Below are 26,045 nucleotides of genomic sequence, written 5' to 3'. Positions count from 1 at the left end.
GGCTTCCATCACCTGCTACACTAGCCATACGAAAGCTGTTTGATTTTCACCTTTTGGTTGTAAATAACATGGATAAAGCCCGGGTCGTCAGTTTGTTCATCGGCGTGGTGCGCGCCAGGAGTTTCAGCCAGGCGGCGGTGGATGCCGGCCTGACGCCGCAAGCGGTCAGCAAGGCGGTGCGGCAGCTGGAGGATCACCTCGGCGTGCGCCTGTTCCACCGCACCACACGCAGCCTCAGCCTGACCGACGAGGGCACGCGCTTGTTCGAGCTGGCCCAGCCCGGCATGCGCCTGCTGGATGATGCGCTTGACCAGATCCAGGGCAGCCGGCTCGAGGTGGACGGCCTGATCCGCGTGGCTGCGCCCATGTCGATCGGCACCGCCATCATCGTGCCGTTGCTGCCGGCGTTCCAGCAGCGCTACCCCGGCGCCCATTTCGACATGCAGCTGGACGACCATTTCACCGATCTGGTGGAGAACAAGATCGACGTCGGCTTCCGCGCCGGCAGTCCGCCCGAGCGCAATCTCATTTCGCGCAAGCTGGGCGACATTGCGCTGCTGACCTGTGCCGCGCCGTCTTATCTTGAGCGGCATGGCACGCCGAAGAAGGTGAGCGATCTGGCCGCGCACCGCTGCACCGGTTTCCGCCGGCCCAGCACCGGGCGCCTGATGCCGTGGGAATTCCACATCGACGGCGCCACGGTCTATCAGGACGTGCCGGTGGTGGCCAGTTTCAATACGGTGGAGGGGGAGTTGACGGCGGTGCTGAGCGGACTGGGGATCGGCCAGATGCCGGTGTTCATGATCGAAGACGCGCTGGCCAGCGGCACGCTGGTGCCGCTGCTGACGCCCACCATCACCGCCAACAACGGCGTTTTCATGTACTACCAGCAACGCACGCAGATGCCGCTGCGGGTGCGCCATTTCATCGATTTCATGGCCGAGCGGGCGCCGGTGCTGCTTCAGGCGCAGCGCCAGGCTGTCTATACTAGCAAGAAAAAATCAACCACATGAAGGTGCGTGTGTGCACGGAATTGGTGCCTGATGCGTTGTACTGTGTGGCTACTTCGCCACAAAAGCACCTAAAATCAAGCTGTATAGGCCACTTTCCGCCTAATTGGTTGGCACAACAATTGCATTGCTCTCCAGAAAGGAAGAAGATCGATGACTATGGAGGCTGTTATGAATACCGTAACTGAAAAAGACAACAAGACCGCAGTACAACACGAATCGCCGGCCGATGAACATCGCCTGCGTAGCGAACGCATTGCCGCTCAAGGTATCAGCCTGGGCAAGGGCAAGGCCAAATACCTGATCCCGCTGGTCGGCCTGGCCGTCCTCGCCGGGATGGCGTTCGCCCAGAGTTAGATCACTCTGAGCTCGTCCAGCGGCCAGCGTGGCCGCACATTGAACGAGTAATCTTTCTTCGCCGCGTCCGGGTTAATCATCAAACGCATGGCCCCGGCGAAGGCGATCATTGCGCCGTTATCGGTGCAAAACTCCAGTTCCGGGTAATAGACCTTGAACTTCTTCTTGGCTGCCGCCGCGTTCAACGAGGCGCGCAGCTGGGCGTTCGCGCCCACGCCGCCCGCGATCACCAGCCGCTTCAGGCCGGTGTGCTTGAGCGCGGACACGCATTTCGCGGTCAGTACTTCCACAATCGCGTCGACGAAGCCGCGCGCGATGTTGGCTTTGTCCTGCTCGCAGATGTTGGCGATGATTTTTTCCTCGTGGTTCTTCACCACGGTCAGCACCGCCGTTTTCAGGCCGGAGAAGCTGAAATTGAAATCCTTGGTGTGCATCATCGGGCGCGGCAGCTTGTAGGCGGCCGGATCGCCGAATTCCGCCAGGCGCGAAATCGCCGGGCCGCCCGGATAACCGAGGCCCAGCAGCTTGGCCGACTTGTCGAATGCTTCGCCGGCCGCATCGTCCAGCGTTTCGCCCAGCAGGGTGTACTGGCCGACGCCGTCCACCCGCATCAGCTGGGTATGGCCGCCCGACACCAGCAGGGCGATGAACGGGAATTCCGGCGGCTCCGACGCCAGCAGCGGCGACAGCAGGTGGCCTTCGAGGTGGTGCACGCCCAGCACTGGCTTGTCCAGCGCCAGCCCCAGGCTGCACGCCACCGACGAGCCGACCAGCAGCGCGCCGGCCAGGCCAGGGCCTTGGGTGTAGGCGATGGCGTCGATGTCGGTGAGCGATTTGCCGGCGCTTTCCAGCGTCTGCGTCAGCAGCGGGATGGCGCGGCGGATGTGGTCGCGCGAGGCCAGCTCGGGCACCACACCACCGTATTCCTCGTGCATGGCGACCTGCGAATGCAGGGCGTGGGACAGCAGGCCGTGTTGCGTGTCGTACAGGGCCAGGCCGGTTTCGTCGCAGGAGGATTCAACGCCAAGAACGATCATGGAAGCAGCAGAAATCAAAAGGGGAATCCGCCATTGTAATGGAAATGGCGTGCAAGCATGCACCAGCGCCGCGCCGGCATGCACTGGCCGGGTGCGATTTTTTGCCAAATGGACAGGATTTTCACGTGTTTTGAGTGGCATCGCTTTTGCTTCTCTGCGGGCAGGGGAGGGTATGGCGATGGACAGACACTGGAAGCTGATATGCAAATTGAAGGATGTACCGCTGGGCGATGGCGTGCGCCTCATTCCGCGCGGGCTGGCGTGGCAAGAGCTGCCGGGTGTGGCGCTGTTCCGCACCGGCGAAGAGAGCGTGCATGCGGTGCTCGAAAGTGATCGCGCGCGGCGTTACTCGGTGAAGGTGGAGGGGACGAAGGTCTATCTCGACCTGGATGAACTGAGTGCGCCCGCCAGCAGGGCCGAGGCGGCGCTGGCGGGGCAGTTTGGCGTGGCCACCAGTCTGGTGGCTTACTGCTACTGAGTTACTGATTATGGGCGGTTCTTCAGCTGCTGGTGCGCGTCGCGCAGCATCTTTTCGGTGGTGTCCCAGTCGATGCAGCCGTCGGTCACCGAGCAGCCGTACACCAGCTGGCTCAGGTCCGCCGGGATCTTCTGGTTGCCGCCAACGATATTCGATTCAATCATCACGCCCACTAGCGACTTGTTGCCCTGCACGATCTGGTGGATGACGTCGGCCATCACCAGCGGTTGCAGCTCCGGCTTCTTGTAGCTGTTGGCATGCGAGCAGTCGACTACCAGATTGGCCGGCAGCTTGGCCTTGGCCAGCGCCTGTTCGGCAATCGCGATCGACACCGAATCGTAGTTCGGACGGCCGTCGCCGCCGCGCAGCACCACGTGGCCGTAGGCATTGCCACGGGTACGCACGATCGACACATTGCCCTGTGCGTTGATGCCCAGGAAGGAGTGCGGGTGCGCCGACGACAGGATGGCGTTGATGGCGATGCTGATGTCGCCATCGGTGCCGTTCTTGAAGCCGACCGGAGTCGACAGGCCGGACGACATTTCGCGGTGGGTCTGCGATTCGGTGGTACGGGCGCCGATGGCGGTCCAGGCGATCAGGTCGCCCAGGTACTGCGGCGAGATCGGGTCCAGCGCTTCGGTGGCGGTTGGCAGGCCCAGCTCGCACACGTCCAGCAGGAACTGGCGCGCCTTTTCCATGCCAACGTTGACGCGGAACGAATCGTCCATGTCCGGATCATTGATATAGCCCTTCCAGCCGGTGGTGGTGCGCGGCTTTTCGAAATACACGCGCATCACCAGCAGCATGGTGTCGGCCACTTCGGCCTGCAGCGCCTTCAAGCGGCGCGCATAGTCCAGGCCGGCCACCGGGTCGTGGATCGAGCAGGGGCCGACCACCACGAACAGGCGCTTGTCCTTGCGGTCGATGATGTTGCGCAGGGCTTCGCGGCCTTGCATCACGGTCTCGGAGGCGAGGTCGGTCAGCGGCAGCTTGCTGTGCAAGGCTTCCGGCGACGGCATCGCGCCAAACGAGGTGACGTTGACGTTTTCAATGTCTGGGGAAATCATGATCTCTACAGTAGTTTCATTTTCGGGAGCCAGATAGTGTAGCCGAAATGCGCCCCGGTGGTTTAAGCTTGGCGCCATGACCACATTTGAACCCTTCCCAGCCGCACGTTTCATCAAAGAAATTGGTCGCGGCAAGAACGGCGCGCGCAGCATGACCCGCGACGACGCCCATGACCTGTACCAAGCCATGCTGGACGGCCGCGTGTCCGATCTGGAGCTGGGCGGCATTTTGCTGTCGATGCGCATCAAGGGCGAGTCGGTGGAGGAAATCGCCGGTTTCCTCGACGCGGCCGAGGCGGCGTTCGAGCCGTTCAACGCGCCGCCCGGCCAGTTCGCCCCGGTGGTGATCCCGACCTACAACGGCGCACGCAAGATGGCCAACCTGACGCCGTTGCTGGCCATGCTGTTGGCGCGCGAGGGCGTGCCGGTGCTGGTGCACGGCGTGGCGACCGACCTCGGCCGCGTGGCGACGGCGGAGGTGTTTGCCGAGCTGGGCGTGCCGGCGGCGCGCCACCGCTCGGAGGCGGAGGAGTCTATGTCGCAGGGCAAGCCGGCCTTCATCACCATCGAGACGATGGCGCCCAAGCTGGCGCATATGCTGTCCTTGCGCCGCATCCTCGGGGTGCGCAATTCGACGCATACGTTAGTCAAAATTATGCAGCCGTTTGCCGGGCCGGCGTTGCGGCTGGTGTCGTACACGCATCCGGAATACCTGGAAATGCTGGGCGAATATTTCACCACTGCGGCTCCGCACGAGCGCGGCGATGCTTTCCTGATGCGCGGCACCGAAGGCGAGACGGTGGCCAATGCCAACAAGGCGCAGCAGATCGACTGGTTCCACGGCGGCCTGCGCACCACGCTGGTACCCAAGCAGACGCTGGTCGGTGAGCTGCCGCTGCTGCCGGAAAACAAGGATGCGGCTACTACCGCTGCGTGGATCAAGTCGGTGCTGGACGGCGCGGTGCCGGTGCCGCCGCCGATCGCCGAACAGGTGGCGCAGTGCCTGCTGGTTTCGCGCACCGTGGCCTCGCGCCAGCATGTGAGCGAGCCGATAGCGTAAAATCTCGCCCTTTCGCGTCGCCCCGGCGCAGGCCGGGGCCCAATTATGCGTGTGCATAGGTTCTATGGGTCCCGGCCTGCGCCGGGACGACGGGTAGCTAACTGACGGGAATGACATGGCAAAGTTTGATGTAGCGGTAATCGGCGCGGGTGCGGCCGGGATGATGTGTGCGGCCACGGCCGCCCAGCGCGGCCTGCGCGTGGTCCTGATCGACCACGCCGCCAAGCTGGCCGAGAAGATCCGCATCTCGGGCGGCGGCCGCTGCAACTTCACCAACATCAACGCCGGCCCGGCCAACTTCCTGTCGGAGAACCCGCACTTCTGCAAGAGCGCCTTGTCGCGCTACACGCCGCAGGACTTCGTCGCGCTGGTGAAGAAACACCGCATCGGCTACCACGAGAAACATCGCGGCCAATTGTTCTGCGACGATTCCGCCGAACAGATCATCGAGATGCTGAAAGACGAGTGCGCCGGCGGCGACGTCCACTGGCGCATGCCGTGCAAGGTGGAATCGCTGGCGCAAGCCGACGAAGGCTTCGTGCTGGAAACCGACAGCGGCCCGATCGAAGCAAGCAGCGTGGTGATTGCCACCGGCGGCCTGTCGATCCCGAAAATCGGCGCCACCGACTTTGGCTACCGCATTGCCGCCCAGTTCGGCCTGCGCATGGTCGAGCCGCGCCCGGCGCTGGTGCCGCTGACCTTCGACGCCGAACAGTGGGCGCCCTTCGTTGAAATGTCCGGCATCGCGCTGGAAGTGGATGTGGAAACCGGCTCGCTGAAAGGCCGCAACCCGACCGGCGCGCGCTTCCGCGAAGACTTGCTGTTCACCCATCGCGGCCTGTCCGGTCCGGCGATCCTGCAAATTTCCTCGTACTGGCAGCCCGGTACGCCGATCATCATCAACCTGCTGCCGGAGCTGGATCTGGCGCAAACCCTGATCGAAGGCAAGGGCACCATCAAGAAGCAGTTGGGCAATGTGCTGGCGCAATGGCTGCCGGCGCGCCTGGCCGAAGGCTTGTTGCTGGCGCACGGCTTCGCGCTGGACGTCCGCCTGGCCGACATGCCGGATGCGCAACTGCGCAAGCTGGGCGCCGCCATCAACCAGTGGAGCCTGATCCCCAACGGTTCCGAAGGCTACCGCAAGGCCGAAGTCACACGCGGCGGCATCGACACCCGCGAGCTGTCGCAGCAAACCATGATGGCAAACAAGGTCCCGGGCCTGTATTTCATCGGTGAAACTGTCGATGTGACCGGGTGGCTGGGCGGCTACAACTTCCAGTGGGCTTGGGCTTCAGGTGTGGCGGCGGGCCAGGCAGTTTGATATACTGGCGGCCTGCACGTTGTTGTTTTTCCTAGGAAAGCCGCATAACAGGCTGTGTTCAGCGGCCACGGGCTTCCATTTTCCGGAAAAAGCTGCTATAGTCTCTGTCTCCCTATAACCTCCAACGGTTTGAATTTACATGACCACTATTCGCCTTAAAGAAAACGAGCCGTTCGAAGTCGCAATGCGTCGCTTCAAGCGCACCATCGAAAAAACCGGCCTGCTGACCGAACTGCGCGCACGCGAGTTCTACGAGAAGCCAACCGCAGAGCGCAAGCGCAAGCTGGCTGCTGCTGTTAAGCGTCACTACAAGCGCATCCGCAGCCAACAGCTGCCGAAAAAACTCTTCTAAGATTGCTTACGCAGGCCAACCTGGCGCACGCCGGTTGTGTTTAGCGGCATCTAAGAGAATACCCGCTCCGGCTTTCGAGCCCGTGCGGGTTTTCGCATTTTTACTCCACTATTTTCCGAAAGAAACGTCATGGGCTTGAAAGCACAAATCACCGAAGACATGAAAACCGCCATGCGCGCCAAGGAAGCAGGCCGTCTGGCGACCATCCGCCTGATCCTGGCTGAAATCAAGCGCAAGGAAGTGGATGAGCAGATCGAAGTCAGCGATGAGCAAACCGTGGCCATCGTGGAAAAAATGATCAAGCAGCGCAAGGATTCGATCACCCAGTTCGAAGCCGGCGGCCGCGCCGACCTGGCCGACATTGAAAAAGCCGAACTGGCGGTGCTGGCAGCCTACATGCCTGCCGGCCTGTCGGACGAGGAAATCGCCGCCGAAGTGGCTGCCGCCGTGGCCGCCTCGGGCGCCGCTGGTCCGCAGGACATGGGCAAGGTGATGGGCATCGTCAAGCCGAAACTGGCCGGCCGCGCCGACATGACAGTGGTGTCCGCGCTGGTCAAAAAAGCGCTGTCGCCAGCAGCCTAAGCAAGTCCCGCCGCCGCAGTTTGATGTGCGTCAAAACGCATCGGCTGCGGCGGTATAGTCTGATTAATAACAAGACCGTCCAGCCCAGTGATCCCACAATCTTTTATCGCCGATTTGCTGAACCGCGTCGATATCGTCGACGTGGTCGGACGTTATGTGCAGCTGAAAAAAGGCGGCGCGAACTTCATGGGCCTGTGCCCGTTCCACAATGAAAAGTCGCCCAGCTTCACGGTCAGCCCGACCAAGCAGTTCTACCACTGCTTCGGCTGCGGCGCGCACGGCACCTCGATCGGCTTCATGATCGAATATTCCGGCATGGGCTTTGTCGATGCCGTCAAAGAACTGGCGCAAAACGTCGGCATGGTGGTGCCCGAGCAGGATGACAAGATTCCGCCGGCGCAGCGCGCCCAGATGCAGGCCCAGACGATGGCGCTGACCGACGCGATGACGCGCGCCAGCGATTTCTTCAAGCTGCAACTGCGCAGCGCGCCCAACGCTATCGCCTACCTGAAAAACCGCGGCCTGACCGGCGAAATCGCCGCCCGCTTCGGCCTGGGCTACGCGCCGGCCGGCTGGGACAACCTGCGTTCCGTATTTCCCGACTACGATGCCGTGGTGCTGGCCGAGTCCGGCCTGGTGATCGACAAGGTGGACGAGGACGGCGGCAACAAGAAACGCTACGACCGCTTCCGCGAACGCGTCATGTTCCCGATCAAAAACACCAAGGGGCAGGTGATCGCCTTCGGCGGCCGGGTACTCGATCACGGCGAGCCGAAATACTTGAATTCCCCGGAAACGCCTTTATTTTCAAAGGGTCACGAGCTGTATGGCTTGTTCGAGGCGCGCCAGGCCATCCGCGATGCGGGTTATGTGCTGGTGACGGAAGGCTATATGGACGTGGTGGCGCTGGCGCAGATGGGCTTCCCGCAGGCGGTGGCGACGCTGGGTACGGCTTGCACCACCAATCACGTGCAAAAACTGTTGCGCCAGACCGACACGGTGATCTTCAGTTTCGACGGCGACAAGGCCGGCCGCCGCGCTGCACGGCGCGCGCTGGAAGCCTGCCTGCCGCATGTGACGGACAACAAGACCATCAAGTTCCTGTTCTTGCCGACCGAGCACGATCCGGACAGCTATGTACGCGCTTACGGCAAGGAAGCGTTCGAGCAAGAGATTCACGAGGCCATGCCGCTGTCGCAATTCCTGATCAAGGAAGCGGTCGGCGAGCACGATATGAGCAGCCCGGAAGGCCGGGCGCGCGCCCAGTTCGACGCCAAGCCGATGCTGCAGGCGATGACGCCGACCGCGCTGCGCCTGCAAATCGTGCACGCGCTGGCGCAGGTGAGCCTGACCTCGACTTACGAGATCGAGTCCCTGTTCGAGCTGTCGAGGCCGACCGCGCCGGCCAAGATCGCGCCGCCGAAAAGCGGCCGGCCGCAGCCGAAAGGGCTGGAATTGCAGATCGTGCGCCTGCTGGTGGCGCACCCGGCGCTGGCGCTGGAAGTCGACGCGTCTGCGCTGGCGGCGTTCCAGTTCTTCGGCGCCGAAGCCGCCGAGCGTCTGGCGCAGCTGGTCGCTTCGGCGCAGATGCTGGGTGAAAGCGGCACTTTCGCAGCATTTGCGCAGCATTTGAAGTCGCAGGGTGACGAGTACGACGGCATCATCAGCGAAATCGTCAAGGAACCGGAGTCCGAGCGCGATACCGAGCGGCTGGTGCTGCGGGCGGCGATCCGCCAGGTCAAGACCGATGCGCTCAAGCAGGAGTTGAGCCAGTTGTTCGCTTCGGGCCTGACCTCGGACGAGATCGGTGTGCGCTACCGTGAGTTGACGGCGCAGCAAGATCAGCTGTTGCGCGAGGCGCAGACGGAGTTGCCGAACCGCTAAAGTTGTCGCGGGTTTGTGACGTAATGTTTCTGTCACTATTCCAGAGGGAGAGGCGCCGGTCTTCCCTCTGGAAATTGAAAAGTGACGTGCTATAATAAAACGCTAAGTGTTGTAATTTTTGGCATCGTTTTTCTGTTCAGAGTGTGTTTGTTTTCAGTGAGTTAGGCTCTTGATCGACGCGGATGGACGGGTGTCGGCGGCCAGGGCCAGCTTTGGTTAAGCAACGAGTCTGTTTGCTTCCTAACCGAGTCACGGTTTCTTGCCCCCACGCACGTGTCTGATGCAGTAGAATTCTTTCGAATTCGCTGTAGGCTTGGTCGGCCTGACCTAGGTATAAGTAAGTCGTAGTATTGTCGGACTTGTGTAGTCGGCAAGTTCGAAGACGTAGTGATCCCCGAGGGATCGAAACTTTATCCGTAATCGAAAGCGCCTGTGCCAATCAAGAAACCTGAATCCAAAGCGGCTGCAAAGCCGACTAAAGTAAGCGCAAAATCCGCGAAGACGGCGGACAAGCCGGAGACGCGCGTCGCCAGCCAACCGCCAGCGGTCAATCAGACCACGGATGCGGCTGCATTGGCCGCGATCGACACCTCGGGTTATGTGCTGCCTTCGGTCAAAGTGCCGGGCCGGCGCGGGCGCAAACCGAAAGAATTCCAGCCTGAAAACGACGAAGTCGCCGCGCTGAACGCGGTCGAACGCGCCGAGCTCAAGGCGGTCGACAAGGCCAAGGCCAAGGACCGCAAGGCCAAGGAAAAGGCCCTGCTCAAGGACGCCTTCTCGTCCGATACGGAAGCGACCGAGGAAGAACTCGAGCGTCGCCGCCAGAAACTCAAGACCCTGATCAAGTTCGGCAAGGAACGCGGTTTCCTGACCTATGCCGAAATCAACGACCACTTGCCGGACAACATCGTTGATCCGGAAGCGATCGAAGGCATCATCGGCACCTTCAACGACATGGGCATTGCCGTCTACGAGCACGCGCCCGATGCCGAAACGTTGCTGCTGTCCGACAATGTTGCCACCGTTACCAGCGATGACGAAGCCGAGGCCGCTGCCGAAGCGGCGCTGTCCACCGTCGACTCCGATTTCGGCCGTACCACCGACCCGGTCCGCATGTACATGCGTGAAATGGGTTCGGTCGAACTGCTGACGCGCGAGGGCGAGATCGAAATTGCCAAGCGCATCGAAGACGGCCTGAAAGACATGATCCAGGCGATTTCCGCCTGCCCGGTGACGATTGCCGAAATCATTGCCGCCTCCGACCGCATCCGCGCCGACGAAATCAAGATCGATGAAATCGTCGACGGCCTGGTCGACGAGAACGAAGACGCCGCGCCGGCGCCGGCCGCCGCTTCGTCCGACGACGACGAGGAAGAAGAAGACGAGGAAGAAGAGGAAGAAGAGGAAGAGGAAGAAGCCAGCCCATCCGGCGCTGCGGCCGGCTACTCGGCCGAACAGCTGGAGGCGATGAAAAACGCCTCGCTGGAGAAATTCGACGTCATCTCCCTGCAATTCGACAAAATGCGCCGCGCCTTTGAGAAGGAAGGCTACAACTCGAAAGCCTACGTGAAAGCGCAGGAAGCGATCTCGGCAGAGCTGCTGGGCATCCGCTTCACCGCCAAGGTGGTCGAAAAGCTGTGCGACACCCTGCGCGGCCAGGTGGACGAAGTGCGCCACATCGAGAAGCAAATCCTGGACGTAGCGGTGAACAAGTGCGGCATGCCGCGCGCCCACTTCATCAAAGTCTTCCCGGGCAATGAAACCAATCTGGACTGGGTGGATGGCGAAGTGGCTGCCGGTCACGCCTACAGCGCGATCCTGGGCCGCAACATCCCGACCATTAAAGAGCTGCAACAGCGTCTGATCGACCTGCAAGCGCGCGTGGTGCTGCCGCTGCCGGACCTGCGCAACATCAACCGCCAGATGGCGGCCGGTGAAATGAAGGCGCGCAAGGCCAAGCGCGAAATGACCGAGGCCAACTTGCGCCTGGTGATTTCGATCGCCAAGAAATACACCAATCGCGGCCTGCAGTTCCTCGACTTGATTCAGGAAGGCAACATCGGCCTGATGAAGGCGGTGGACAAGTTTGAATACCGTCGCGGCTACAAATTCTCGACCTATGCGACGTGGTGGATCCGTCAGGCCATCACGCGCTCGATCGCCGACCAGGCGCGCACCATCCGGATTCCGGTGCACATGATCGAGACCATCAACAAGATGAACCGCATCTCGCGCCAGATCCTGCAAGAGACGGGCGCGGAGCCGGATCCAGCCACGCTGGCCATCAAGATGGAAATGCCAGAGGACAAGATCCGCAAGATCATGAAGATCGCCAAAGAGCCGATATCGATGGAGACGCCAATCGGCGACGACGACGATTCGCATCTGGGCGACTTCATCGAGGACAACAACACCCTGGCGCCGTCCGACGCGGCCCTGCACGCCTCGATGCGCGGCGTGGTCAAGGACGTGCTCGATTCATTGACCCCGCGCGAAGCCAAAGTGCTGCGCATGCGTTTCGGTATCGAAATGTCAACCGACCATACGCTGGAAGAGGTGGGCAAGCAGTTTGACGTGACGCGCGAGCGCATCCGCCAGATCGAAGCCAAAGCCTTGCGCAAGCTGCGTCACCCGAGCCGTTCCGACAAGCTGAAGAGTTTCCTCGAAGGCAACTAAGGCTTGACTGGGGTAGGGGGAGCCTATATGCTCCCGTGTTCTTCGGGCCCTTAGCTCATGCTTGGTTAGAGCAGAGGACTCATAATCCTTTGGTGCGCGGTTCGACTCCGCGAGGGCCTACCAATACAAATCAAGGACTTAGGTGAAAACCTAAGTCCTTTTTTGTTGCTTGGCCGAGAGCTGTTCAGATTGGCTGCGAGCTGTTGCCGGTCGCCGTACCCTTGGCGGCGCCATTGGCTGAACCGTTGCCCGATGCCGAACCGCTGGCATTGACCGCCGGCTGCAGCGCGGTTGCCGCCTCTGTGGTGCTGCGCGCGCCGCTGGTGGCAGCCTGTTTGCTGCCCTTGGCGGCGCCGGATGCGTTTGCCATGCTCGACTGGGCATAGCTGCGGGTGTTATCCACCTGGGCTTGGGCGCCATCGCGGACCGGGGCCGCACTGCTGCGTGCGCCTTGCAGGGCGCTGCCTGCTACCTGGCTGATATCGCCGCTATCAGCGCCGGCCGAGGCCTGGGCGTTGCCGCTGCCGCTACCACTGCCCGTGACGCCGCTCAGCAGGCCATTTTGCTTAGGCGCCGGCGTCGGCGTGACGGACTGGGCGTTGCTGTTTGCCTTGTCAGCGTTGCGATTGGGGCGCAGTTCGTCGGTGTTGATCAGGTTGCTGGCGGAGCGGCTGCGGTCCAGCAGTGCGCCGTTGCCGCCGATGTTGCCCATGCCGCTCAGTTGTCCGCCGAAGTTGCCGGCGCCGCCGATCATGCCGCCAACCGGGCCGCCGCGCCCCAGCAATTGGGCGTGGGCCGAGCAGGCTACACCGATGGACAGGGCGATCAGCAATTGTTTGGCGATGGTGACGTTTTTCATGATGTTCTCCTCAATGTCCGCCGCAGACCATCTGCAGCGCTTACAAGGAAAACGCCTGGGCTCAACGGTTTAATCCACGGCCCTGAAAATTTTTTAAAAATTATCGGAAGGCCGACGGATCGACGCGATGCGCCGCACCCAGCACGCCATAGCCGACCTCGGGATTTGGCACGCCGGACGCGTTGCCGGCTGCGCTTTTCATTGCTGTGGCCAGCGCCTGCGCGGCGCCGGCAGGCGAGGGCTGGCGCAAGCCATCGGCCAGCAATGCCGCCACGATAGGCGACGCGAACGAGGTGCCGCGCACGGTGCGGTATGGCTGGCTGCCGATGGCGGCACTGACCATTTGATTGCCCGGCGCCGCAAACATCACTTGCGGCCCGCGCGCCGCTTCCGGCAGCGGCTGGCCGCGCTTGTCGACACCGCTGACGCCCACCACGCCCGGATAGCTGGCCGGATACAGCGGCGCCGCCGCCGGGCCATCGTTGCCGACCGCCGCGACCAGCAGGTGCCCGCGCTTGATCATGCCGGCCACCACCCGCTCGAGGATCTGGTTGGGCGGTCCCACCAGGCTCAGATTGATTACCGCCACCTGTTCCCGCGCCAGCCAGTCCAGCGCCGCCGCGATGCGTGAGGCCGAACCGCCGGTCGCGCTGTCGCAATAAATGTCCGCCGCATACAAGGCTGCTTGCGGCGCCACGCCGCGAAAACGATCGGAGCGCCCGACCATCAACGCGGCCACCGCCGTGCCGTGGGCGCTGGGATGATCCTTGCCGTCGCAGCCCCACGGCAGGATGCGGGCACGTTCAAAAACTTCATGTTCGCGCGCGATGCCGCTGTCGACCAGCCCGACCTTGAGGGCGTTGGCCGCGTGCGGCAAGGCCTGCGCGCCACCGGCTGGCTGCTCCGCCGGCTGCGCAGCGCTGCCCGTATAGATATGGTTGAAGTCGTAGACGCCATCTGGATCCAGCTCGCGCAAGCGTGCCAGCATGGCGGCGGTATCCAGCTGGCCGGGTACGCGCATTACCACGGTGGAGGCTCCCGCTTGCGCGTCGACGATGACCAGCCCGGCGGCACGGGCGGCGGCCAGACCCGCCTCGCTGGGCGACCACGCCAGTATTTCATGCCGCACCACAGCTTCGCCGCGTGGATCGGCTTCCAGCAGATCGCGGTGCTGGCGTAGCAGACCGGCGACCTGTTCCAGACGCGAGGTGACCAGGTTGCCAACGTCGGTGCGGTCCAGCAGCCGGCCGGTATCGCGCAGCAGCGGCGTATTGAGCGGCAGTTGCGGTAGCGGCAGATTTGGCAGGCGCAGCTGGGCGCTGGCGTCGGCGGTGCCCAGCAGGCAGATGGTGGCAACAAGTAACGATCGTATCGGCATGATGAGATAGTATAAGCAAGAGACTGTATGACGAATAAACGTTTGGGACAGGGATTAAAATCCCTCGCTGTGTCGTTTACTGGATAACCATGATCCAACAAGAGATAGCCGCCTTGCTGCCGCGCCTGCGCCGCTTCGCCCGCACCATCACGTACAACCGTGAGGATGCGGACGACCTGGTGCAGATCGCAGTGGAGCGGGGCCTGGAACGTAGCGAGCAATGGCAGCCGGGCACACGGCTGGACAGCTGGCTGTTCCGCATCATGAAGAATGCGTGGATAGACGAGGTGCGTTCGCGCATGCGGCGCGACGCGGTGTTCGCGCCGGAGGAAGCGGGTGAGCATGTGGGCGATGATTTCGCCGAGGCACACCAGCAGCGCATGGCGATCCAGCAGGCGGTCAGCCGCCTGTCGGACGAGCATCGCATGGTGGTGGCGCTGGTGCTGGTCGACGGCTTGCCTTACAAGGAGGCTGCCGGAGTGCTGGAGATTCCCATCGGCACGTTGACCAGCCGCCTGGTGCGGGCCCGTACGGCGCTGCAGGAACTGTTATCCGATCAAGCAAGGAAGGTGTGATGAAATTTTCCGATGAAACCCTGATGGCCTACGCCGACGGCGAGCTGGACGACGCCGAGCGCGCCGAGATCGAACGCGCCGTCGATGCCGATCCGGCGCTGGCCGAACGTGTGGCAGAGCATCAGGCCTTGCGCTCGGATGTGTTTGCGGCGTTCGCCCCCGTCCTCGATGAACCGGTGCCGCCGGCGCTGACGGCGGCGGCTTTGCCGGGCAAGGTAGCCGATTTGAATGCGGCGCGCGCCGCGCGCACGGAGCGGGTTGCGGCGCCGCCGCGCCGCTGGTCGTGGCCGGAGTGGGGCGCGATCGCGGCCACGCTGGCGGTCGGCGTCCTGGTTGGCAGCATGGCAGACGGTGCCGGTGGCGATGCGGCCTTGACGGTGGCGCAAGGCGCAGGTGGCAAGCTGGTGGCCCAGGGGGCGCTGGCGACGGCGCTGTCGCAGCAACCGGCAGCCAGCGAAGGCGCGGTGCGCATCGGCGTCAGCTTTGCCGCCAAGGATGGTTCGTTGTGCCGCAGCTTCATCATGAACGACACGGCCGGCCTGGCCTGCCGCAACGGCAATGCCTGGCAGGTGCCGGTGATCGCCGAGGCGGCGAGTGCCACCACAGGCGAATACCGGCAGGCCGGCAGCGCCATGCCGCCAGCGGTGCTCGACGCGATCGATGCCCGGATCGCCGGCCAGGCGCTCGATGCACAAGGCGAGCAGGACGCCTTGCGGCGTGACTGGCAGGCCAAGCCTGCGCATTGATTCATCATTCTGATTGCGCGTCGCGGTTTTTTGTTTGCAGATACATTAAAATTGCCGGTATTAGCATGACAAACCAAAGGAGACAGGAATGATCAATAAAAATCGACGGGATCTGGCAATTGCCACTGGTAGCGCTATCACAATGGCGGCGGTGGGCTTGCCGGCGAGGGCCGCCACGCCGGGGCGCAAGCTGGGCTATGCGATTGTCGGGCTGGGCGTGTATGGCCTGGGCGTGATCATTCCGCAGTTTAAGAATTGCCAGCACAGCAAGTTGGTGGCGCTGGTCAGCGGCGATCCGGTCAAAGCCAAGCGCGTGGCCGCCGAGTACGGCGTGCCGGAGCGCAGCATCTACAATTACCAGAATTTCGACAGCATCAAGGACAATCCGGACATCGATATCGTCTACGTCTGCCTGCCGGTGTCGATGCACGCCGAGTACACCATCCGCGCCGCCGCCGCCGGCAAGCACGTGATGTGCGAGAAGCCGATGGCGGTGTCGTCGGCCGAGTGCGAAGCCATGATTGCCGCCTGCAAAAAGGCCGGCAAGAAGCTGATGATCGGCTACCGCTGCCACTTTGAAGCCTACAACCTGGAAGCGGTGCGCCTGGCGCGTTCCGGCGCGATCGGCAAGCTGCGCTATTTCCGCTCTGAGCATGGCTTCACGGCCGGCAACCCGAATGCCTGGCGTCTGAAGAAAGCCCTGTCCGGCGGCGGTTCGCTGATGGATATCGGCATTTACGCGCTGAACGCAGCACGTTACATGACGGGCGAGGAGCCGATCGCGGTCTACGCCAAGGAAACCACCGACCGCAACGACCCGCGCTTCCGCGAAGTGGAAGACATGATCGAGTTCCAGCTGGAATTCCCGTCCGGCGTAATCGGCTCCTGCATGTCGATGTACAGCGCCAACCAGAACCACGTGCTGCTGGTGGGCGACAAGGGCCGCATCGATATGGAGCCGGGCACGCGCTACGACGGCAACAAGCTATGGGTCGGCCAGGACCGCAGCAATCCGGTGACGCCGCCGCCGGGACCGGGCGCCACCCAGTGGGCCGGCCAGCTCGACCACCTGTCGCTGTGCATCATCAACAACAAGGAGCCGATCGTGGCGGGCGAAGAGGGCTTGCGCGATATCCGCATCATCGAGGCGGTGTATCGCTCGGCGCGCGAGCAGAAACGTATCGCGCTGGTTTAAGTCGCGCTGTCCTCGGCCAGGCGCACATCGGCCATCGACGCCACCAGGTCCGCCACGCCGAGGAATTCCTTCAGCGGGAAGCCATCTTCCAGCGCCACCACGGCGCCGGCGGCGATGCCGTGCTCGCCTTCAGCCGGATGCGGCATGTAGGCGAATTGCGGGAAGCGCACCTGGCCGCGCTTGGCGATTTCGGCCACAGTGCGCGGCGCTGCGCGCAGCAGGCCGTTGCGCACGCGGCGCTGGCGTTCCTCGCGGCGCTGCTTGAGCTGCTCGGTCAGTTGCGGGATTTCTTCCGTCAGCCGGTCCGCTTCCGTCTGCTGGCTTTGCAGTTCTTCATCGCTCAGCGCTTCTTCCCATTGGGTCAGCTTGAGCAGGCCGCGCTTGTGCATGGTCTGTCGCTGCAGGTCGATTTCCAGCGTCGACAGGCGTGTCTTGTGCTGCTCCAGCGCTTGCAGCACGCTGGCGTCGCCGTTGGCGCGGTGCCATTTGTCGTTGAAGTCGAACACCAGTCCGTCAAAGTAAAAATACATGGGCAGCGCGTGCGGGGATTCCAGCACTTGCTGCGGGCTCATGTTCCAGCGCTCGGCCAGTTCGGCCAGCGTGAGGGTCAGTGGTTCTATGGTAGGCATGGCGATATTGTCCGATAATGGCACTCTCGCAGCAAGGAGTGATCCAAGATGATGTTTTTAAAAGTGCCGTTCGCGGAAAAAGAAGAAGCCAAGGCGCTCGGCGCGCGCTGGAACAGTGAGCGCAAGTCGTGGTATGTGCCGGATGGCAAGCCGGTCGAAGCGTTCGAGCGCTGGCTGCCGCCGGGCGGCGCCGATTTCGTGCCAGCCGTGGCCAAGCCCTCGCTCAAGTCGCGCCCGGTGATGACGGATTCCTACGCCGGCAAACCGGTCATCGGCCGCTACTATCTCGAGCTGGAGCACGACTGCGATCCGTTCGCCGCCTGCCCGGTGTGTGCGCCCAAGCTGGCCAGTTCCGGCTGGCAGGCGCATTACGACGATGTTGCAAAGATGCTAAAGCCATTGCGGCCCGCATAGGCTTCCTTTATCCTCGTGCAGATGGATAGCTCTACCCTGCAGCCCCCCATCTTTCGCACCGAGGATCGCCCGACCGTGGCGGTGCAGCGCTTCCGTCAGCCGGCCGATATTTTCGAGGCGCTGTTGCAGAGTGTGCAGGGCGGCGAATCGCACGCCCGCCCCACGCTGGACCTGACGCCGGATTCACCTTTCCTGCCTTTCCTTGAAATCGGCTTCGCGCTGCGCGCCTGCCTGGAAAAACCGGCGCGCCACGATTACCTGCTGCAGCGCCTGCGTCCGCACCTGAGCGTGATGATCGGCAACCTGCCCGCCAGTATCATGCCGATGGGCATGCTGCCCAAGCTGGCGCCGCTGCCCGGCTTCCGCCAGCTGGACGAGATCGGCGACGCCGAGATCCGCGACTGGCTGATCCAGGAGGGCGGTCTGATCTACGGCGAAATGCAGCGCTTCGAGCTGGACAACTACTTCGATGCCGTCAAACCGTTCCTGCCGCCCGGCGGCGTCATGGTCGACCTCGGCAGCGGCCTCGGCAAGGTGGTGATGACGGCCGCGCTGACCCTGCCGTTCGTGCGCTGCATTGGCGTGGAATTGCTGAACTACCGCCATCGGCTGGCGCAGGAGCGGCTGGTGCGCCTGTTGACGCTGGCCCGTCAGGGACTGGCCGCCTTGCCCGAGCAATTGAAGCTGGAAACCCCGCTGCGCCTGCCGTCCGGCGTGATGGCGACTGGCAGCCACCTGCTGGAACTCGGCTCGCGCATCCTGTTCCTGGAAAACGATATGTTCAAGGTCGATGTGCGCGGCGCCAGTCTGGTGTTCCTGTACAGCACCTGTTTCGGGCCGCTGATGGACGCTATCAGCGACAAGCTGGCGCGCGAGTTGCCGGAGGGCGCGCTGGTCAGCACCACCACTTATCCGATCAAGCACCCGGCGTTCCGGCTGCTGCAATCGCATGCGCCGGGCACCCTGTCTTGGACCAGCGTGATGATTTACCAGCGCGTCGGTCCGCCGATGACGGAGCCGGCGTCGGAAGCACGTTATCTGCACCAGCCGGACGCGGACGCGTGGGAGGCCCGCGTGCGGGAAGATTTGGCGGCAATGACAGGAGGCGGTACATGAGTTGGGCAATTCTGGCGTCGGCGCTGCTGGCGATAACGGGTTCGGCGCTGGGCGGCGAGGCGATCTGGCTGCACTACCTGTTCAAGCCGCTGACCACCATACTGGTGTGGGGCATGGTATGGCGCGCCACAGGCGACGGCCAGCCGCTATACCGCAAGGCCATTCTGGCGGCGTTGCTGCTGTCGCTGTTTGGCGATGTGTTCCTGATGTTGCCGATGACGCTGGGCTTCGAGCTGGGCCTGGCCAGTTTCCTGATCGCGCATTTGTTCTTTTTGCGTGCGTTCACGCGCGATGCGCCCCTGTTCGGCAAACGTTTGCCGCTGATCCTGCTGCTGGCGCTAAGCCTGGCCAATCTGGTGGTGCTGTGGCCGGGCGTGGGCAAGGGCTTGCAGATCCCGGTCGTGGCTTACATGCTGTGCCTGGTGGCGATGACGGCGCAAGCCGTGTCGCGCGGCCTCAGCCTCGGCACGGCGGACGGCAAGCTGGCGGCCGGCGGCGGCATCGCATTTCTGATTTCCGACACCACGCTGGCCTATAACAAATTCCACGCCCCGGTGCCGGCCTCGGCGCTGCTGGTGCTGGGCACCTATTACGCGGCGCTGTATCTGATTGCACTGTCGGTCAGGTCGAAATCAGCCACTTACGCGCAGTAGCGATCAAGTTGTCGGACAATGCGCGCGTGAACGGGGTCTGGATATCCCACATATGCCAGACCAGCGGCACGTCCAGCCAGTCGCCCGGCGCGAGGTCGATCAGCGTGCCATCGCGTAATTGCCGCTCGCATTGCTGGATCGGCAACATGCCATAGCCCAATCCCGCCTCGATAAAACGCACATAGCCGTCTGAACTGGACAAAGCATGGTGCGGGTAGCGCCCGGTGTAGCCGGTACGCTGGGCGATGAAGCGGGTTTGCAGCATGTCCTTGCGGTCGAAATTCATGGCCGGGGCGTGCTGGACGGCTTGCGCGGTGACGCCGTCGGGGAACCAGCGCGCGGCAAACGCCGGGCTGGCCACGCAAAAATAGCGCATCTTGCCCAGCGGCGTGACGGTGGTGCCGGCCACCTGGGCGGTTTCGCTGGTCACGCAGCCGAAAACCCGGCCTTCGCGCAGCATGCTTAGCGTGTGGTCCTGGTCGTCGAGGCGGATCTGCAGCATGCAGTCGCCGTTCGCCATTAACGGGGTGACGGCTTCCTGCAGCCAGGTCGCGGCGCTGTCGGCGTTGACCGCGATGGCGATTTCCGGCCGTGATTCGGCGTCGCCGGGACGCTTGTCCAGCGCCGATTCCAGTAGCCGCACCTGCCGGTAATGGGCGATCAAACGCTGCCCGGCTTCGGTCGGGGAGGGCGGTTGGCTGCGCACGATGAGCAACTCGCCGGCGCTGTTTTCCAGCATGCGGATGCGCTGCGACACCGCCGATTGAGTGATCGCCAGCGCGGCGGCGGCTTTGTCAAAACTGCCATAATCGATCACGGCGTCGAGCGCCGCCAGTCCCCGGTAGTCCACGCGACTCATTAGCGCACCTAATATTTGGCAAATAAGATTAATTATACTTATCTATGCGCAGGCCGTAATCTGGCGTTTTTTCGCACGGAGAAGGTCATGGAAGTCAGCGCTTTTTTGAAAGGCATCGGCCTCGGCGGCAGTTTGATAGTTGCCATTGGTTCACAAAATGCGTATTTGCTGCGGCAGGCATTGAAGCGCGAGTTCGTGCTCACTTGTATTGCGATTTGTATTTTGTGCGACGTGGTTTTAATTGCCGCCGGTGTAGCCGGCATGGGCCAGTTAATCACTGAAGCTCCATCGTTGTTATTCTGGATTAAAATCGCCGGCGCCGGCTTCTTATTCTGGTACGGCTTGCGCGCAGCGCGTTCGGCATTTAATCCGTCGGCGATGGTGGCCGGGGAGAATAATGCCGCGCCGGATCGCCGTGCCGTGATCGCCGCCATGCTGGCATTCAGTTTATTAAATCCCCATGTTTATCTGGATACCGTGGTGTTATTAGGTTCGATCGGCGGGCAGCAAGCCGGAAATGGCCGTCTGTATTTTGCCTTGGGCGCAATGTTGGCATCGGCGATATGGTTTAGCAGCCTCGGTCTTGGCGCACGTTATTTGACGCCGGTATTCTCCCGCCCGCGCGCCTGGCAAATCCTCGACGCGATTATCGCTGTGGTCATGTGGACGCTTGCAATCTCGCTGTTTCTGTAGCGCACAAGCTAAAAAGTGGCAAGTACGTGCCAATTTTTAGCATGAAAAGCCGGGATCCGCCGTACAATGGAGCCATGAACGCAGATCCAGGCTATTTCATACCGATGGTGGTGGAGTTTTCCGCCGACGCCATGTTGAGTGCCATACTCATTTTCCTTTGGCTAATGCAGCGCAAGGAAAAGCACGCGCTTTGCTGGGGCGTAGCACAATTTTCGGTTATTTGCGGCAGTGCGTTATGGCTGGTTGGCGCCGATTTATTCACTCTGCCTTGGCGCGTTTATTTCTGCGCTTTATCGCTCGCCATTGGCATGGCAGGTTATTGGGCCGGCACCCGGTTCTTTATTGGTCAATTACGCGCCTATCAAATTCGCTGGCTGGCGCCGGGTATTTTATTCGGCAGCGGGATATTCTATATTCTGTGGAGTTGGAATAATGCCTGGTTAATTCCAGGCAGTGTCAGCGCGTTAGGCCTGGTGATGGTTTGGGCCGGCTGGAAGCTGGTCAGCGTGCAAAATCATTACCGTGTACTTGGCGTGACGTTGATTCTGCGCGGAGGATTTAATTTATTAAGCGCTGCCAATTTTAGTCCGGACTGGTTCATCATCTGGTTCAACGTCACTAGCTTCCTGAAAGTATTGTCGATGCTGGGCCTGGCCTACGCCGTTCTGGACGAAATCCAGCAACGTTATGGTCGCACCATCGACAGCCTCAGCCACGGTTTCCTGATCCGCGACCGGCGCGGATTTGTGCAGATCGCTAATGAACGTTGTGCAAAATTGCTCGGCTTTAATAATGCTCAAGAGCTCATCGGCCTGCATGTCTGCGATTTGTTGCCGAACCTGACGCGCGACATGGCCGACCATTATTTCCGCCGCTTCGAAGCCGTAGGCACGCAGTTCCCGTTGTCCGATACCGCTGTGGTGAAATTGTGTAATGGCAACAGTCTGCCGGTTGAGATGCTGGGTTCGCCTTACTTCGAGCGCGGCCAGTTGTTCGCGCTGGTCCAGTTACTGGATATCACCGAGCGCAAAAAGAAAGACGATTTGCTGTACCAGGCCGCCCGCATCGACCCGGTTACCGGTTTCTACAACCGTCACGCGCTGACGGCCCGGCTGGAGCAGGAGTTGGTCCGGGCCGACAAAGACGGTCGCGAATGCGCCATCCTGTTCATTGACCTGGACAAATTCAAACGCGTGAATGATTCCTTCGGCCATGCCGCCGGCGACGAACTGCTGCGTACCGCCGCCAGCCGCCTGCACGGACTGCTGCGTCCGGACGACGTGCTGGCGCGTTTCGGCGGCGACGAGTTCATCGTGGTCATTCCCGACCTGTCGCCCGGAACCGCCGCGCAGATGGCGGCGGATTGCGCCAGCGCCATCATCGCCTCGATGGGCCGGGGCTTCGAGCTGTCGTATCACGCCATCAGCGTCACGGCCAGCGTCGGCATCGCCTACTATCCATTGCACGGCAGCGATAGCGAAAGCCTCGTTCGCAACGCCGACATCGCCATGTACGAGGCCAAGAAAGCCGGCCGTGGCGAGCAGCGCGTGTTCAACGACGCCATGAATGCCGCCGCCAAGGATGGCCTGGTGATCGACGGCGCCCTGCGCGGCGCTATCGAGGCCGGCGAGTTTCATCTGGTTTATCAGGCCATTACCAACTCCCACACCGGCAAGTTGACCAAGGTCGAAGCGCTGCTGCGCTGGAATAGTTCGCTGCTGGGCCCGGTGCCGCCGGACCGCTTCATCCCGGTAGCGGAAGACAGCGGCATGATTATCGCGCTCGGCACCTGGGTGCTGGAACAGGCGTGCCGCCAGATGGGCGAGTGGAAGCAGAGTGCGCTGGACGATGCCACCATCAGCATCAATGTCTCGGCCTGGCAGCTGGCGGCGCCGGATTTCGTCACGCTGGTGTCGCAGGCGCTGATCCGCAATCAGCTGTCGCCGCACCAGCTGGAGCTGGAACTGACCGAGCGCGTGCTGATCGAGGACGCGGCCAATGTACAAGCCGTGCTGGCCCAGCTGCGTGCGCTTGGCGTGGGCATTTCGCTGGACGACTTCGGTACCGGCTATTCCTCGCTCAGCTACCTGACCCAGTTCCATCTCAACACGCTGAAGATCGACCGCGCCTTCGTGATGGACATCGAGCACAGCGAGCGCAGCAACAGTCTGGTGCACGCCATCATCGCGATGGGCCACAGCCTCGGGTTGCAACTGGTGGCGGAAGGGGTGGAGACGGCGGGGCAGGCGGCGATTCTTGAGAAGATGGGCTGCCATTACCTGCAGGGCTACCACATCGCCCGGCCAGTCGCGCCGGACGAATTGCTGCGCTTTGCCGGCGCGCGGGCCAGTATCGCGCCGGCGCCCTACAGCGACTTCGCGATTTAGTTACCTGGCTATTTAGCCGAGGGCACTTTCTGCGCCGCTTCTTCGGCGGTGAGGATCCAGATGCGGTCGATATGGCCCATGCTGTCCACGGTGTAGTTCACCACCAGATCCTTGCCGCGCACGGCGGCCGGCATCTCGATGCGGTTATCTTCGTTGAAAATGCGCGCAGCGGGCGACAACTGGCGCGCTTTGCCATCCAGCGTGATATCGGGGAAATAGCCGGGCGTGAATTTCCCGCGCAAGATATTGGCGGGGAAGGGGCGGTCGATCGCCAGCGCCGGCAGGGCCAGCGCTGCGGCCAATATCAGTGAAATTGATCGCATCATGCTGGCATCTTACTGCAGTGTCATCAAGATGTCACGGCGGCGTCATCGCATCGTCACATGTTGTTCCTACAATCTTGCGAGTTGATTTTCCACTAACCCAGCAAGAAAGAACAACTGCCATGCCACAGCGTCCACTCCTCAAACCTTTGTGCCTGCTGATCCTGCAAGCACTGGCCTGCCACGCCTACGCCGCCGATCCGGCCGCTGCTGCTACGGCAGCAGACGACAGCGCCGCCATCGGCGCGATGGCCGGTCCTGTGCAATCGATCGAGATTACCGGTCGCGGCCAGTCGCGCCAGGTGCAAAACATCAACAAGGCCGACCTGGCCGAATCGCTGCCGGGCACCAGCCCGCTGAAGGTGCTGGAAAAACTGCCGGGCGTGAACTTCCAGTCGGCCGATCCGTTCGGCGCGTACGAGTGGTCGACCCGCTTCAGCATTCGCGGCTTCAACCAGAACCAGCTGGGCTTCACGCTGGACGGCATCCCGCTTGGCGATATGACCTACGGTAACAACAACGGCCTGCACATCAGCCGCGCCATCTCGTCGGAAAACATCGGCAGCGTGTCGGTGTCGCAAGGCGCGGGCGCGCTGGGTACTGCTTCGTCGAGCAACCTCGGCGGCACGGTGCAATTCTTCACGCTGGCCCCGGCCAACGAGCGCGGCCTGACTTTCGCGCAAACCTTCGGCAGCGATTCGACCTCGCGCACTTTTGCCCGCGTCGATACCGGCCTGATCAACGGCGTGTTCAAGGCCTACATCAGCGGCACCCGCCAGCGCACCGAAAAAACCAAGGGCGAAGGCGACCAGAACCAGGACCAGCTGAACTCGCGCTTTGTCTTCAACTTCGGCGACAACAGCCTGACCGGCTTCGTCAACTACTCCGACCGCCGCGAAGTCGACTATCAGGACGTGTCGCTGGAAATGGTGCGCCGCCTGGGCTACGACTGGGACAACTACCAGCCTGACTGGCAGCGTGCCGTCAATGCCGCCAAGGGCATCTTCACCGGCGGCGTCAACAGCCTGGACGATGCTTACTACTCGGCCGGCGGCCTGCGCAAGGACACCATCGGCGGCCTGACGCTGGACCTGCGCCTGACCCCGAACGTGGACCTGAAAACCACCATCTACCACCACGACAACGAAGGCCAGGGCCACTGGTACACGCCGTACGTGAAGACCGACGCCAGCAACCCGATCTCGCTGCGCACCACCGAGTACAGCATCGGCCGCGACGGCGTCACCAGCGATGTCACCTGGGACATCGGCGACCACACCATCAGCGCCGGCCTGTGGGGCGAGCGTAACAACCACACGGCCAGCCGCAACTACTACGGCGTGACCGGCCCGGCCGACACCATGTACTACCTGTCCAAGCCGTTCGCCACCGACTGGAAGCAGAACTTCATCACCACCACCTCGCAGTACTACCTGCAGGATGCGCTGTCGCTGATGGATGGCAAGCTGAAACTGAACGCCGGCTTCAAGTCGCTGGAAGTGGACATCCAGGCGCGCAACCTGGTCGGCAGCCGCGCCGCCGGCAGCCTGAGCGCCAAGAAAAACTTCCTGCCGCAAGCGGGCTTCAACTACGCCGTCAGCAGCGACGATGAAGTGTTTGGCTCGGCCTCGAAAAACATGCGCGCGCACCAGCCGGGCGTGACCGGCCCGTTCTCGCAGACGCAGGCGGCCTACAACGCCGGCATCGCCAACCTGAAACCGGAAACCTCGGTCAACGTCGACCTCGGCTACCGCTTCAAGCGCGACAGCCTGCAAGGCTCGCTGGCCGTGTACAGCGCGCGCTTCGACGACCGCCAGCTGAGCGTGGCCACCTGCGCCGGCATCCTCGGTTGCCCGTCGACCCTGGTCAACGTCGGCAAGGTCGACACCAAGGGCGTGGAGGCGATTGCAGTGTGGAAGTTCAACCGCGAAATCAGCTGGTTCAACTCGGCCACCTTCAACGATTCCAAGTGCAAGTCGAACTACATGGACGGCACCACGCTGGTGGCGGTCAGCGGCAAGACCGTGGTCGACGCGCCGCGCCAGCTGTTCAACACCGAGCTGTCGTATGAAGGCGGTGCATGGTTCGCGCGCGCCGGCGGCAAGTACACCGGCAAGCGCTACTACACCTACCTGAATGACGGCGGCGTGCCATCGTTCTGGCTGGCCAACCTGTCGGCGGGCTACAAGCTGAAATCGCTGGGCTTCGTGAAAGATTTGTCGCTGCAAGTCAACGTCACCAACCTGTTCGACAAGCAGTACATCAGCTCGATCGGCACCAACGGCTTCCAGGCCAGCGACCCGAACGGCACCGCGCAAACCCTGCTGACCGGCGCCCCGCGCCAGGTGTTTATCACGCTGAACGGCAAGCTGTAAGTTGCCGTCGCCCCGGCGA

Annotated in this window: 25 protein-coding genes and 1 tRNA gene; 19 read left to right on the top strand and 7 right to left on the bottom strand. The window is 62.3% G+C overall.

Annotation, left to right across the window (positions count from 1 at the left end):
* Positions 1–68 precede the first annotated feature (68 nt).
* Positions 69–1,013 (top strand): LysR family transcriptional regulator, encoded by a 945-nt coding sequence (locus tag BMZ70_RS14685; protein ID WP_092275562.1) that lies wholly within the window; start codon positions 69–71, stop codon positions 1,011–1,013.
* A gap of 168 nt (positions 1,014–1,181) precedes the next feature.
* Positions 1,182–1,367 carry a hypothetical protein gene (locus BMZ70_RS14680; RefSeq protein ID WP_092275559.1) on the top strand — a complete coding sequence of 62 codons (186 nt, stop codon included), beginning with the start codon at positions 1,182–1,184 and terminating at the stop codon, positions 1,365–1,367.
* Here BMZ70_RS14680 and tsaD read toward each other — a convergent pair.
* Positions 1,364–2,404: a tRNA (adenosine(37)-N6)-threonylcarbamoyltransferase complex transferase subunit TsaD gene (gene tsaD / locus BMZ70_RS14675; RefSeq protein ID WP_092275556.1), complete on the bottom strand. Its 1,041-nt coding sequence runs from the start codon at positions 2,402–2,404 to the stop codon at positions 1,364–1,366. The two genes, BMZ70_RS14680 and tsaD, sit on opposite strands and share 4 nt — an antisense overlap.
* A 208-nt stretch (positions 2,405–2,612) precedes the next feature.
* Between tsaD and BMZ70_RS14670 the strand changes: the two genes are divergently transcribed.
* Entirely contained in the window at positions 2,613–2,882 is a 270-nt protein-coding gene (locus BMZ70_RS14670; protein WP_229205414.1) for a hypothetical protein, read from the top strand.
* A gap of 8 nt (positions 2,883–2,890) precedes the next feature.
* Here the strand turns inward: BMZ70_RS14670 and BMZ70_RS14665 are convergent, their stop codons facing one another.
* Positions 2,891–3,949, bottom strand: coding sequence for a 3-deoxy-7-phosphoheptulonate synthase (locus BMZ70_RS14665; protein ID WP_092275553.1), 1,059 nt, complete (start codon positions 3,947–3,949; stop codon positions 2,891–2,893).
* A gap of 76 nt (positions 3,950–4,025) precedes the next feature.
* Here BMZ70_RS14665 and ybiB point away from each other — a divergent pair, with 76 nt between their 5' ends.
* From ybiB to BMZ70_RS14630, 7 genes are all read left to right on the top strand, one after another.
* Entirely contained in the window at positions 4,026–5,009 is a 984-nt protein-coding gene (gene ybiB, locus BMZ70_RS14660; RefSeq protein WP_092275550.1) for a DNA-binding protein YbiB, read from the top strand.
* A 115-nt stretch (positions 5,010–5,124) separates the two neighbouring features.
* On the top strand, positions 5,125–6,330 hold the full coding sequence (locus BMZ70_RS14655) for a BaiN/RdsA family NAD(P)/FAD-dependent oxidoreductase (RefSeq protein WP_092275547.1): 1,206 nt from the start codon (positions 5,125–5,127) through the stop codon (positions 6,328–6,330).
* Between the two features lie 139 nt (positions 6,331–6,469).
* Positions 6,470–6,682, top strand: a complete 213-nt coding sequence (rpsU, locus tag BMZ70_RS14650) for a 30S ribosomal protein S21 (protein ID WP_008451879.1) — start codon at positions 6,470–6,472, stop codon at positions 6,680–6,682.
* Between the two features lie 129 nt (positions 6,683–6,811).
* Positions 6,812–7,264, top strand: coding sequence for a GatB/YqeY domain-containing protein (locus tag BMZ70_RS14645; protein ID WP_092275545.1), 453 nt, complete (start codon positions 6,812–6,814; stop codon positions 7,262–7,264).
* Between the two features lie 87 nt (positions 7,265–7,351).
* Positions 7,352–9,148 (top strand): DNA primase, encoded by a 1,797-nt coding sequence (gene dnaG, locus BMZ70_RS14640; protein WP_092275542.1) that lies wholly within the window; start codon positions 7,352–7,354, stop codon positions 9,146–9,148.
* Between the two features lie 432 nt (positions 9,149–9,580).
* Positions 9,581–11,824, top strand: a complete 2,244-nt coding sequence (gene rpoD / locus BMZ70_RS14635; RefSeq protein WP_092275539.1) for an RNA polymerase sigma factor RpoD — start codon at positions 9,581–9,583, stop codon at positions 11,822–11,824.
* A 44-nt stretch (positions 11,825–11,868) separates the two neighbouring features.
* A tRNA-Ile gene (locus BMZ70_RS14630) sits at positions 11,869–11,947 on the top strand.
* 61 nt (positions 11,948–12,008) lie between these two features.
* On the opposite strand, the gene BMZ70_RS14625 is transcribed toward BMZ70_RS14630, so the two are convergent.
* Together BMZ70_RS14625 and BMZ70_RS14620 are read right to left on the bottom strand one after the other, a co-directional pair.
* A complete protein-coding gene (locus BMZ70_RS14625; protein WP_092275536.1) occupies positions 12,009–12,683 on the bottom strand; it encodes a hypothetical protein in 675 nt (224 codons plus the stop codon).
* Positions 12,684–12,783: 100 nt separating this feature from the next.
* Positions 12,784–14,061 (bottom strand): S8 family serine peptidase, encoded by a 1,278-nt coding sequence (locus tag BMZ70_RS14620; RefSeq protein ID WP_229205413.1) that lies wholly within the window; start codon positions 14,059–14,061, stop codon positions 12,784–12,786.
* A gap of 89 nt (positions 14,062–14,150) precedes the next feature.
* On the opposite strand from BMZ70_RS14620, the gene BMZ70_RS14615 reads away from it, so the two are divergent.
* The 3 genes from BMZ70_RS14615 (at position 14,151) to BMZ70_RS14605 (ending at position 16,577) form a co-directional block, all read left to right on the top strand.
* The gene (locus BMZ70_RS14615) at positions 14,151–14,636 is read left to right on the top strand and encodes an RNA polymerase sigma factor (protein ID WP_092275533.1); all 486 of its coding nucleotides are present in this window, start codon (positions 14,151–14,153) and stop codon (positions 14,634–14,636) included.
* Positions 14,636–15,382 carry an anti-sigma factor family protein gene (locus tag BMZ70_RS14610; RefSeq protein WP_092275530.1) on the top strand — a complete coding sequence of 249 codons (747 nt, stop codon included), beginning with the start codon at positions 14,636–14,638 and terminating at the stop codon, positions 15,380–15,382. The genes BMZ70_RS14615 and BMZ70_RS14610 overlap by 1 nt, the downstream gene beginning before the upstream one ends.
* A gap of 88 nt (positions 15,383–15,470) precedes the next feature.
* Complete coding sequence (locus tag BMZ70_RS14605; RefSeq protein WP_092275527.1) at positions 15,471–16,577, top strand: Gfo/Idh/MocA family protein; 1,107 nt, start codon at positions 15,471–15,473, stop codon at positions 16,575–16,577.
* Here BMZ70_RS14605 and BMZ70_RS14600 read toward each other — a convergent pair.
* Positions 16,574–17,206 carry a hypothetical protein gene (locus BMZ70_RS14600; protein ID WP_092275524.1) on the bottom strand — a complete coding sequence of 211 codons (633 nt, stop codon included), beginning with the start codon at positions 17,204–17,206 and terminating at the stop codon, positions 16,574–16,576. The genes BMZ70_RS14605 and BMZ70_RS14600 overlap by 4 nt on opposite strands.
* A 48-nt stretch (positions 17,207–17,254) precedes the next feature.
* On the opposite strand from BMZ70_RS14600, the gene BMZ70_RS14595 reads away from it, so the two are divergent.
* From BMZ70_RS14595 to BMZ70_RS14585, 3 genes are read left to right on the top strand one after another with little or no spacing between them, the layout of a single operon-like run.
* On the top strand, positions 17,255–17,620 hold the full coding sequence (locus BMZ70_RS14595; protein ID WP_092275521.1) for a DUF5710 domain-containing protein: 366 nt from the start codon (positions 17,255–17,257) through the stop codon (positions 17,618–17,620).
* A gap of 21 nt (positions 17,621–17,641) precedes the next feature.
* Entirely contained in the window at positions 17,642–18,736 is a 1,095-nt protein-coding gene (locus tag BMZ70_RS14590; RefSeq protein WP_092275518.1) for a class I SAM-dependent methyltransferase, read from the top strand.
* Entirely contained in the window at positions 18,733–19,389 is a 657-nt protein-coding gene (locus BMZ70_RS14585) for a lysoplasmalogenase (protein ID WP_092275515.1), read from the top strand. The genes BMZ70_RS14590 and BMZ70_RS14585 overlap by 4 nt, the downstream gene beginning before the upstream one ends.
* On the opposite strand, the gene BMZ70_RS14580 is transcribed toward BMZ70_RS14585, so the two are convergent.
* Positions 19,358–20,248 (bottom strand): LysR family transcriptional regulator ArgP, encoded by an 891-nt coding sequence (locus BMZ70_RS14580; RefSeq protein ID WP_092275512.1) that lies wholly within the window; start codon positions 20,246–20,248, stop codon positions 19,358–19,360. The two genes, BMZ70_RS14585 and BMZ70_RS14580, sit on opposite strands and share 32 nt — an antisense overlap.
* An 87-nt stretch (positions 20,249–20,335) precedes the next feature.
* Between BMZ70_RS14580 and BMZ70_RS14575 the strand changes: the two genes are divergently transcribed.
* Entirely contained in the window at positions 20,336–20,941 is a 606-nt protein-coding gene (locus BMZ70_RS14575) for a LysE/ArgO family amino acid transporter (protein WP_092275509.1), read from the top strand.
* 533 nt (positions 20,942–21,474) lie between these two features.
* On the top strand, positions 21,475–23,328 hold the full coding sequence (locus tag BMZ70_RS14570) for a putative bifunctional diguanylate cyclase/phosphodiesterase (protein ID WP_229205412.1): 1,854 nt from the start codon (positions 21,475–21,477) through the stop codon (positions 23,326–23,328).
* Between the two features lie 8 nt (positions 23,329–23,336).
* Here BMZ70_RS14570 and BMZ70_RS14565 read toward each other — a convergent pair whose 3' ends face one another.
* Complete coding sequence (locus tag BMZ70_RS14565) at positions 23,337–23,654, bottom strand: hypothetical protein (RefSeq protein WP_092275506.1); 318 nt, start codon at positions 23,652–23,654, stop codon at positions 23,337–23,339.
* A 119-nt stretch (positions 23,655–23,773) separates the two neighbouring features.
* Between BMZ70_RS14565 and BMZ70_RS14560 the strand changes: the two genes are divergently transcribed.
* The gene (locus BMZ70_RS14560; protein ID WP_092275503.1) at positions 23,774–26,026 is read left to right on the top strand and encodes a TonB-dependent receptor; all 2,253 of its coding nucleotides are present in this window, start codon (positions 23,774–23,776) and stop codon (positions 26,024–26,026) included.
* Positions 26,027–26,045: the final 19 nt, after the last annotated feature.

Source organism: Duganella sp. CF402 (genome assembly GCF_900109645.1).
Taxonomy (GTDB): domain Bacteria; phylum Pseudomonadota; class Gammaproteobacteria; order Burkholderiales; family Burkholderiaceae_D; genus Rugamonas.
This window is presented reverse-complemented; position numbering and strand designations above follow the sequence as displayed.

Excerpts from the sequence above, each read along its gene's own strand:
- BMZ70_RS14685 (WP_092275562.1), top strand. The coding sequence starts at position 69 with ATGGATAAAGCCCGGGTCGTCAGTTTGTTCATCGGCGTGGTGCGCGCC.
- BMZ70_RS14585 (WP_092275515.1), top strand. The coding sequence starts at position 18,733 with ATGAGTTGGGCAATTCTGGCGTCGGCGCTGCTGGCGATAACGGGTTCG.
- BMZ70_RS14590 (WP_092275518.1), top strand. The coding sequence starts at position 17,642 with ATGGATAGCTCTACCCTGCAGCCCCCCATCTTTCGCACCGAGGATCGC.
- BMZ70_RS14615 (WP_092275533.1), top strand. The coding sequence starts at position 14,151 with ATGATCCAACAAGAGATAGCCGCCTTGCTGCCGCGCCTGCGCCGCTTC.
- BMZ70_RS14600 (WP_092275524.1), bottom strand. The coding sequence starts at position 17,206 with ATGCCTACCATAGAACCACTGACCCTCACGCTGGCCGAACTGGCCGAG.
- BMZ70_RS14580 (WP_092275512.1), bottom strand. The coding sequence starts at position 20,248 with ATGAGTCGCGTGGACTACCGGGGACTGGCGGCGCTCGACGCCGTGATC.
- BMZ70_RS14655 (WP_092275547.1), top strand. The coding sequence starts at position 5,125 with ATGGCAAAGTTTGATGTAGCGGTAATCGGCGCGGGTGCGGCCGGGATG.
- tsaD (WP_092275556.1), bottom strand. The coding sequence starts at position 2,404 with ATGATCGTTCTTGGCGTTGAATCCTCCTGCGACGAAACCGGCCTGGCC.
- BMZ70_RS14560 (WP_092275503.1), top strand. The coding sequence starts at position 23,774 with ATGCCACAGCGTCCACTCCTCAAACCTTTGTGCCTGCTGATCCTGCAA.
- BMZ70_RS14625 (WP_092275536.1), bottom strand. The coding sequence starts at position 12,683 with ATGAAAAACGTCACCATCGCCAAACAATTGCTGATCGCCCTGTCCATC.
- BMZ70_RS14645 (WP_092275545.1), top strand. The coding sequence starts at position 6,812 with ATGGGCTTGAAAGCACAAATCACCGAAGACATGAAAACCGCCATGCGC.
- ybiB (WP_092275550.1), top strand. The coding sequence starts at position 4,026 with ATGACCACATTTGAACCCTTCCCAGCCGCACGTTTCATCAAAGAAATT.
- BMZ70_RS14605 (WP_092275527.1), top strand. The coding sequence starts at position 15,471 with ATGATCAATAAAAATCGACGGGATCTGGCAATTGCCACTGGTAGCGCT.
- BMZ70_RS14595 (WP_092275521.1), top strand. The coding sequence starts at position 17,255 with ATGATGTTTTTAAAAGTGCCGTTCGCGGAAAAAGAAGAAGCCAAGGCG.
- BMZ70_RS14610 (WP_092275530.1), top strand. The coding sequence starts at position 14,636 with ATGAAATTTTCCGATGAAACCCTGATGGCCTACGCCGACGGCGAGCTG.
- BMZ70_RS14565 (WP_092275506.1), bottom strand. The coding sequence starts at position 23,654 with ATGATGCGATCAATTTCACTGATATTGGCCGCAGCGCTGGCCCTGCCG.
- BMZ70_RS14680 (WP_092275559.1), top strand. The coding sequence starts at position 1,182 with ATGAATACCGTAACTGAAAAAGACAACAAGACCGCAGTACAACACGAA.
- BMZ70_RS14620 (WP_229205413.1), bottom strand. The coding sequence starts at position 14,061 with ATGCCGATACGATCGTTACTTGTTGCCACCATCTGCCTGCTGGGCACC.
- rpsU (WP_008451879.1), top strand. The coding sequence starts at position 6,470 with ATGACCACTATTCGCCTTAAAGAAAACGAGCCGTTCGAAGTCGCAATG.
- BMZ70_RS14665 (WP_092275553.1), bottom strand. The coding sequence starts at position 3,949 with ATGATTTCCCCAGACATTGAAAACGTCAACGTCACCTCGTTTGGCGCG.
- BMZ70_RS14575 (WP_092275509.1), top strand. The coding sequence starts at position 20,336 with ATGGAAGTCAGCGCTTTTTTGAAAGGCATCGGCCTCGGCGGCAGTTTG.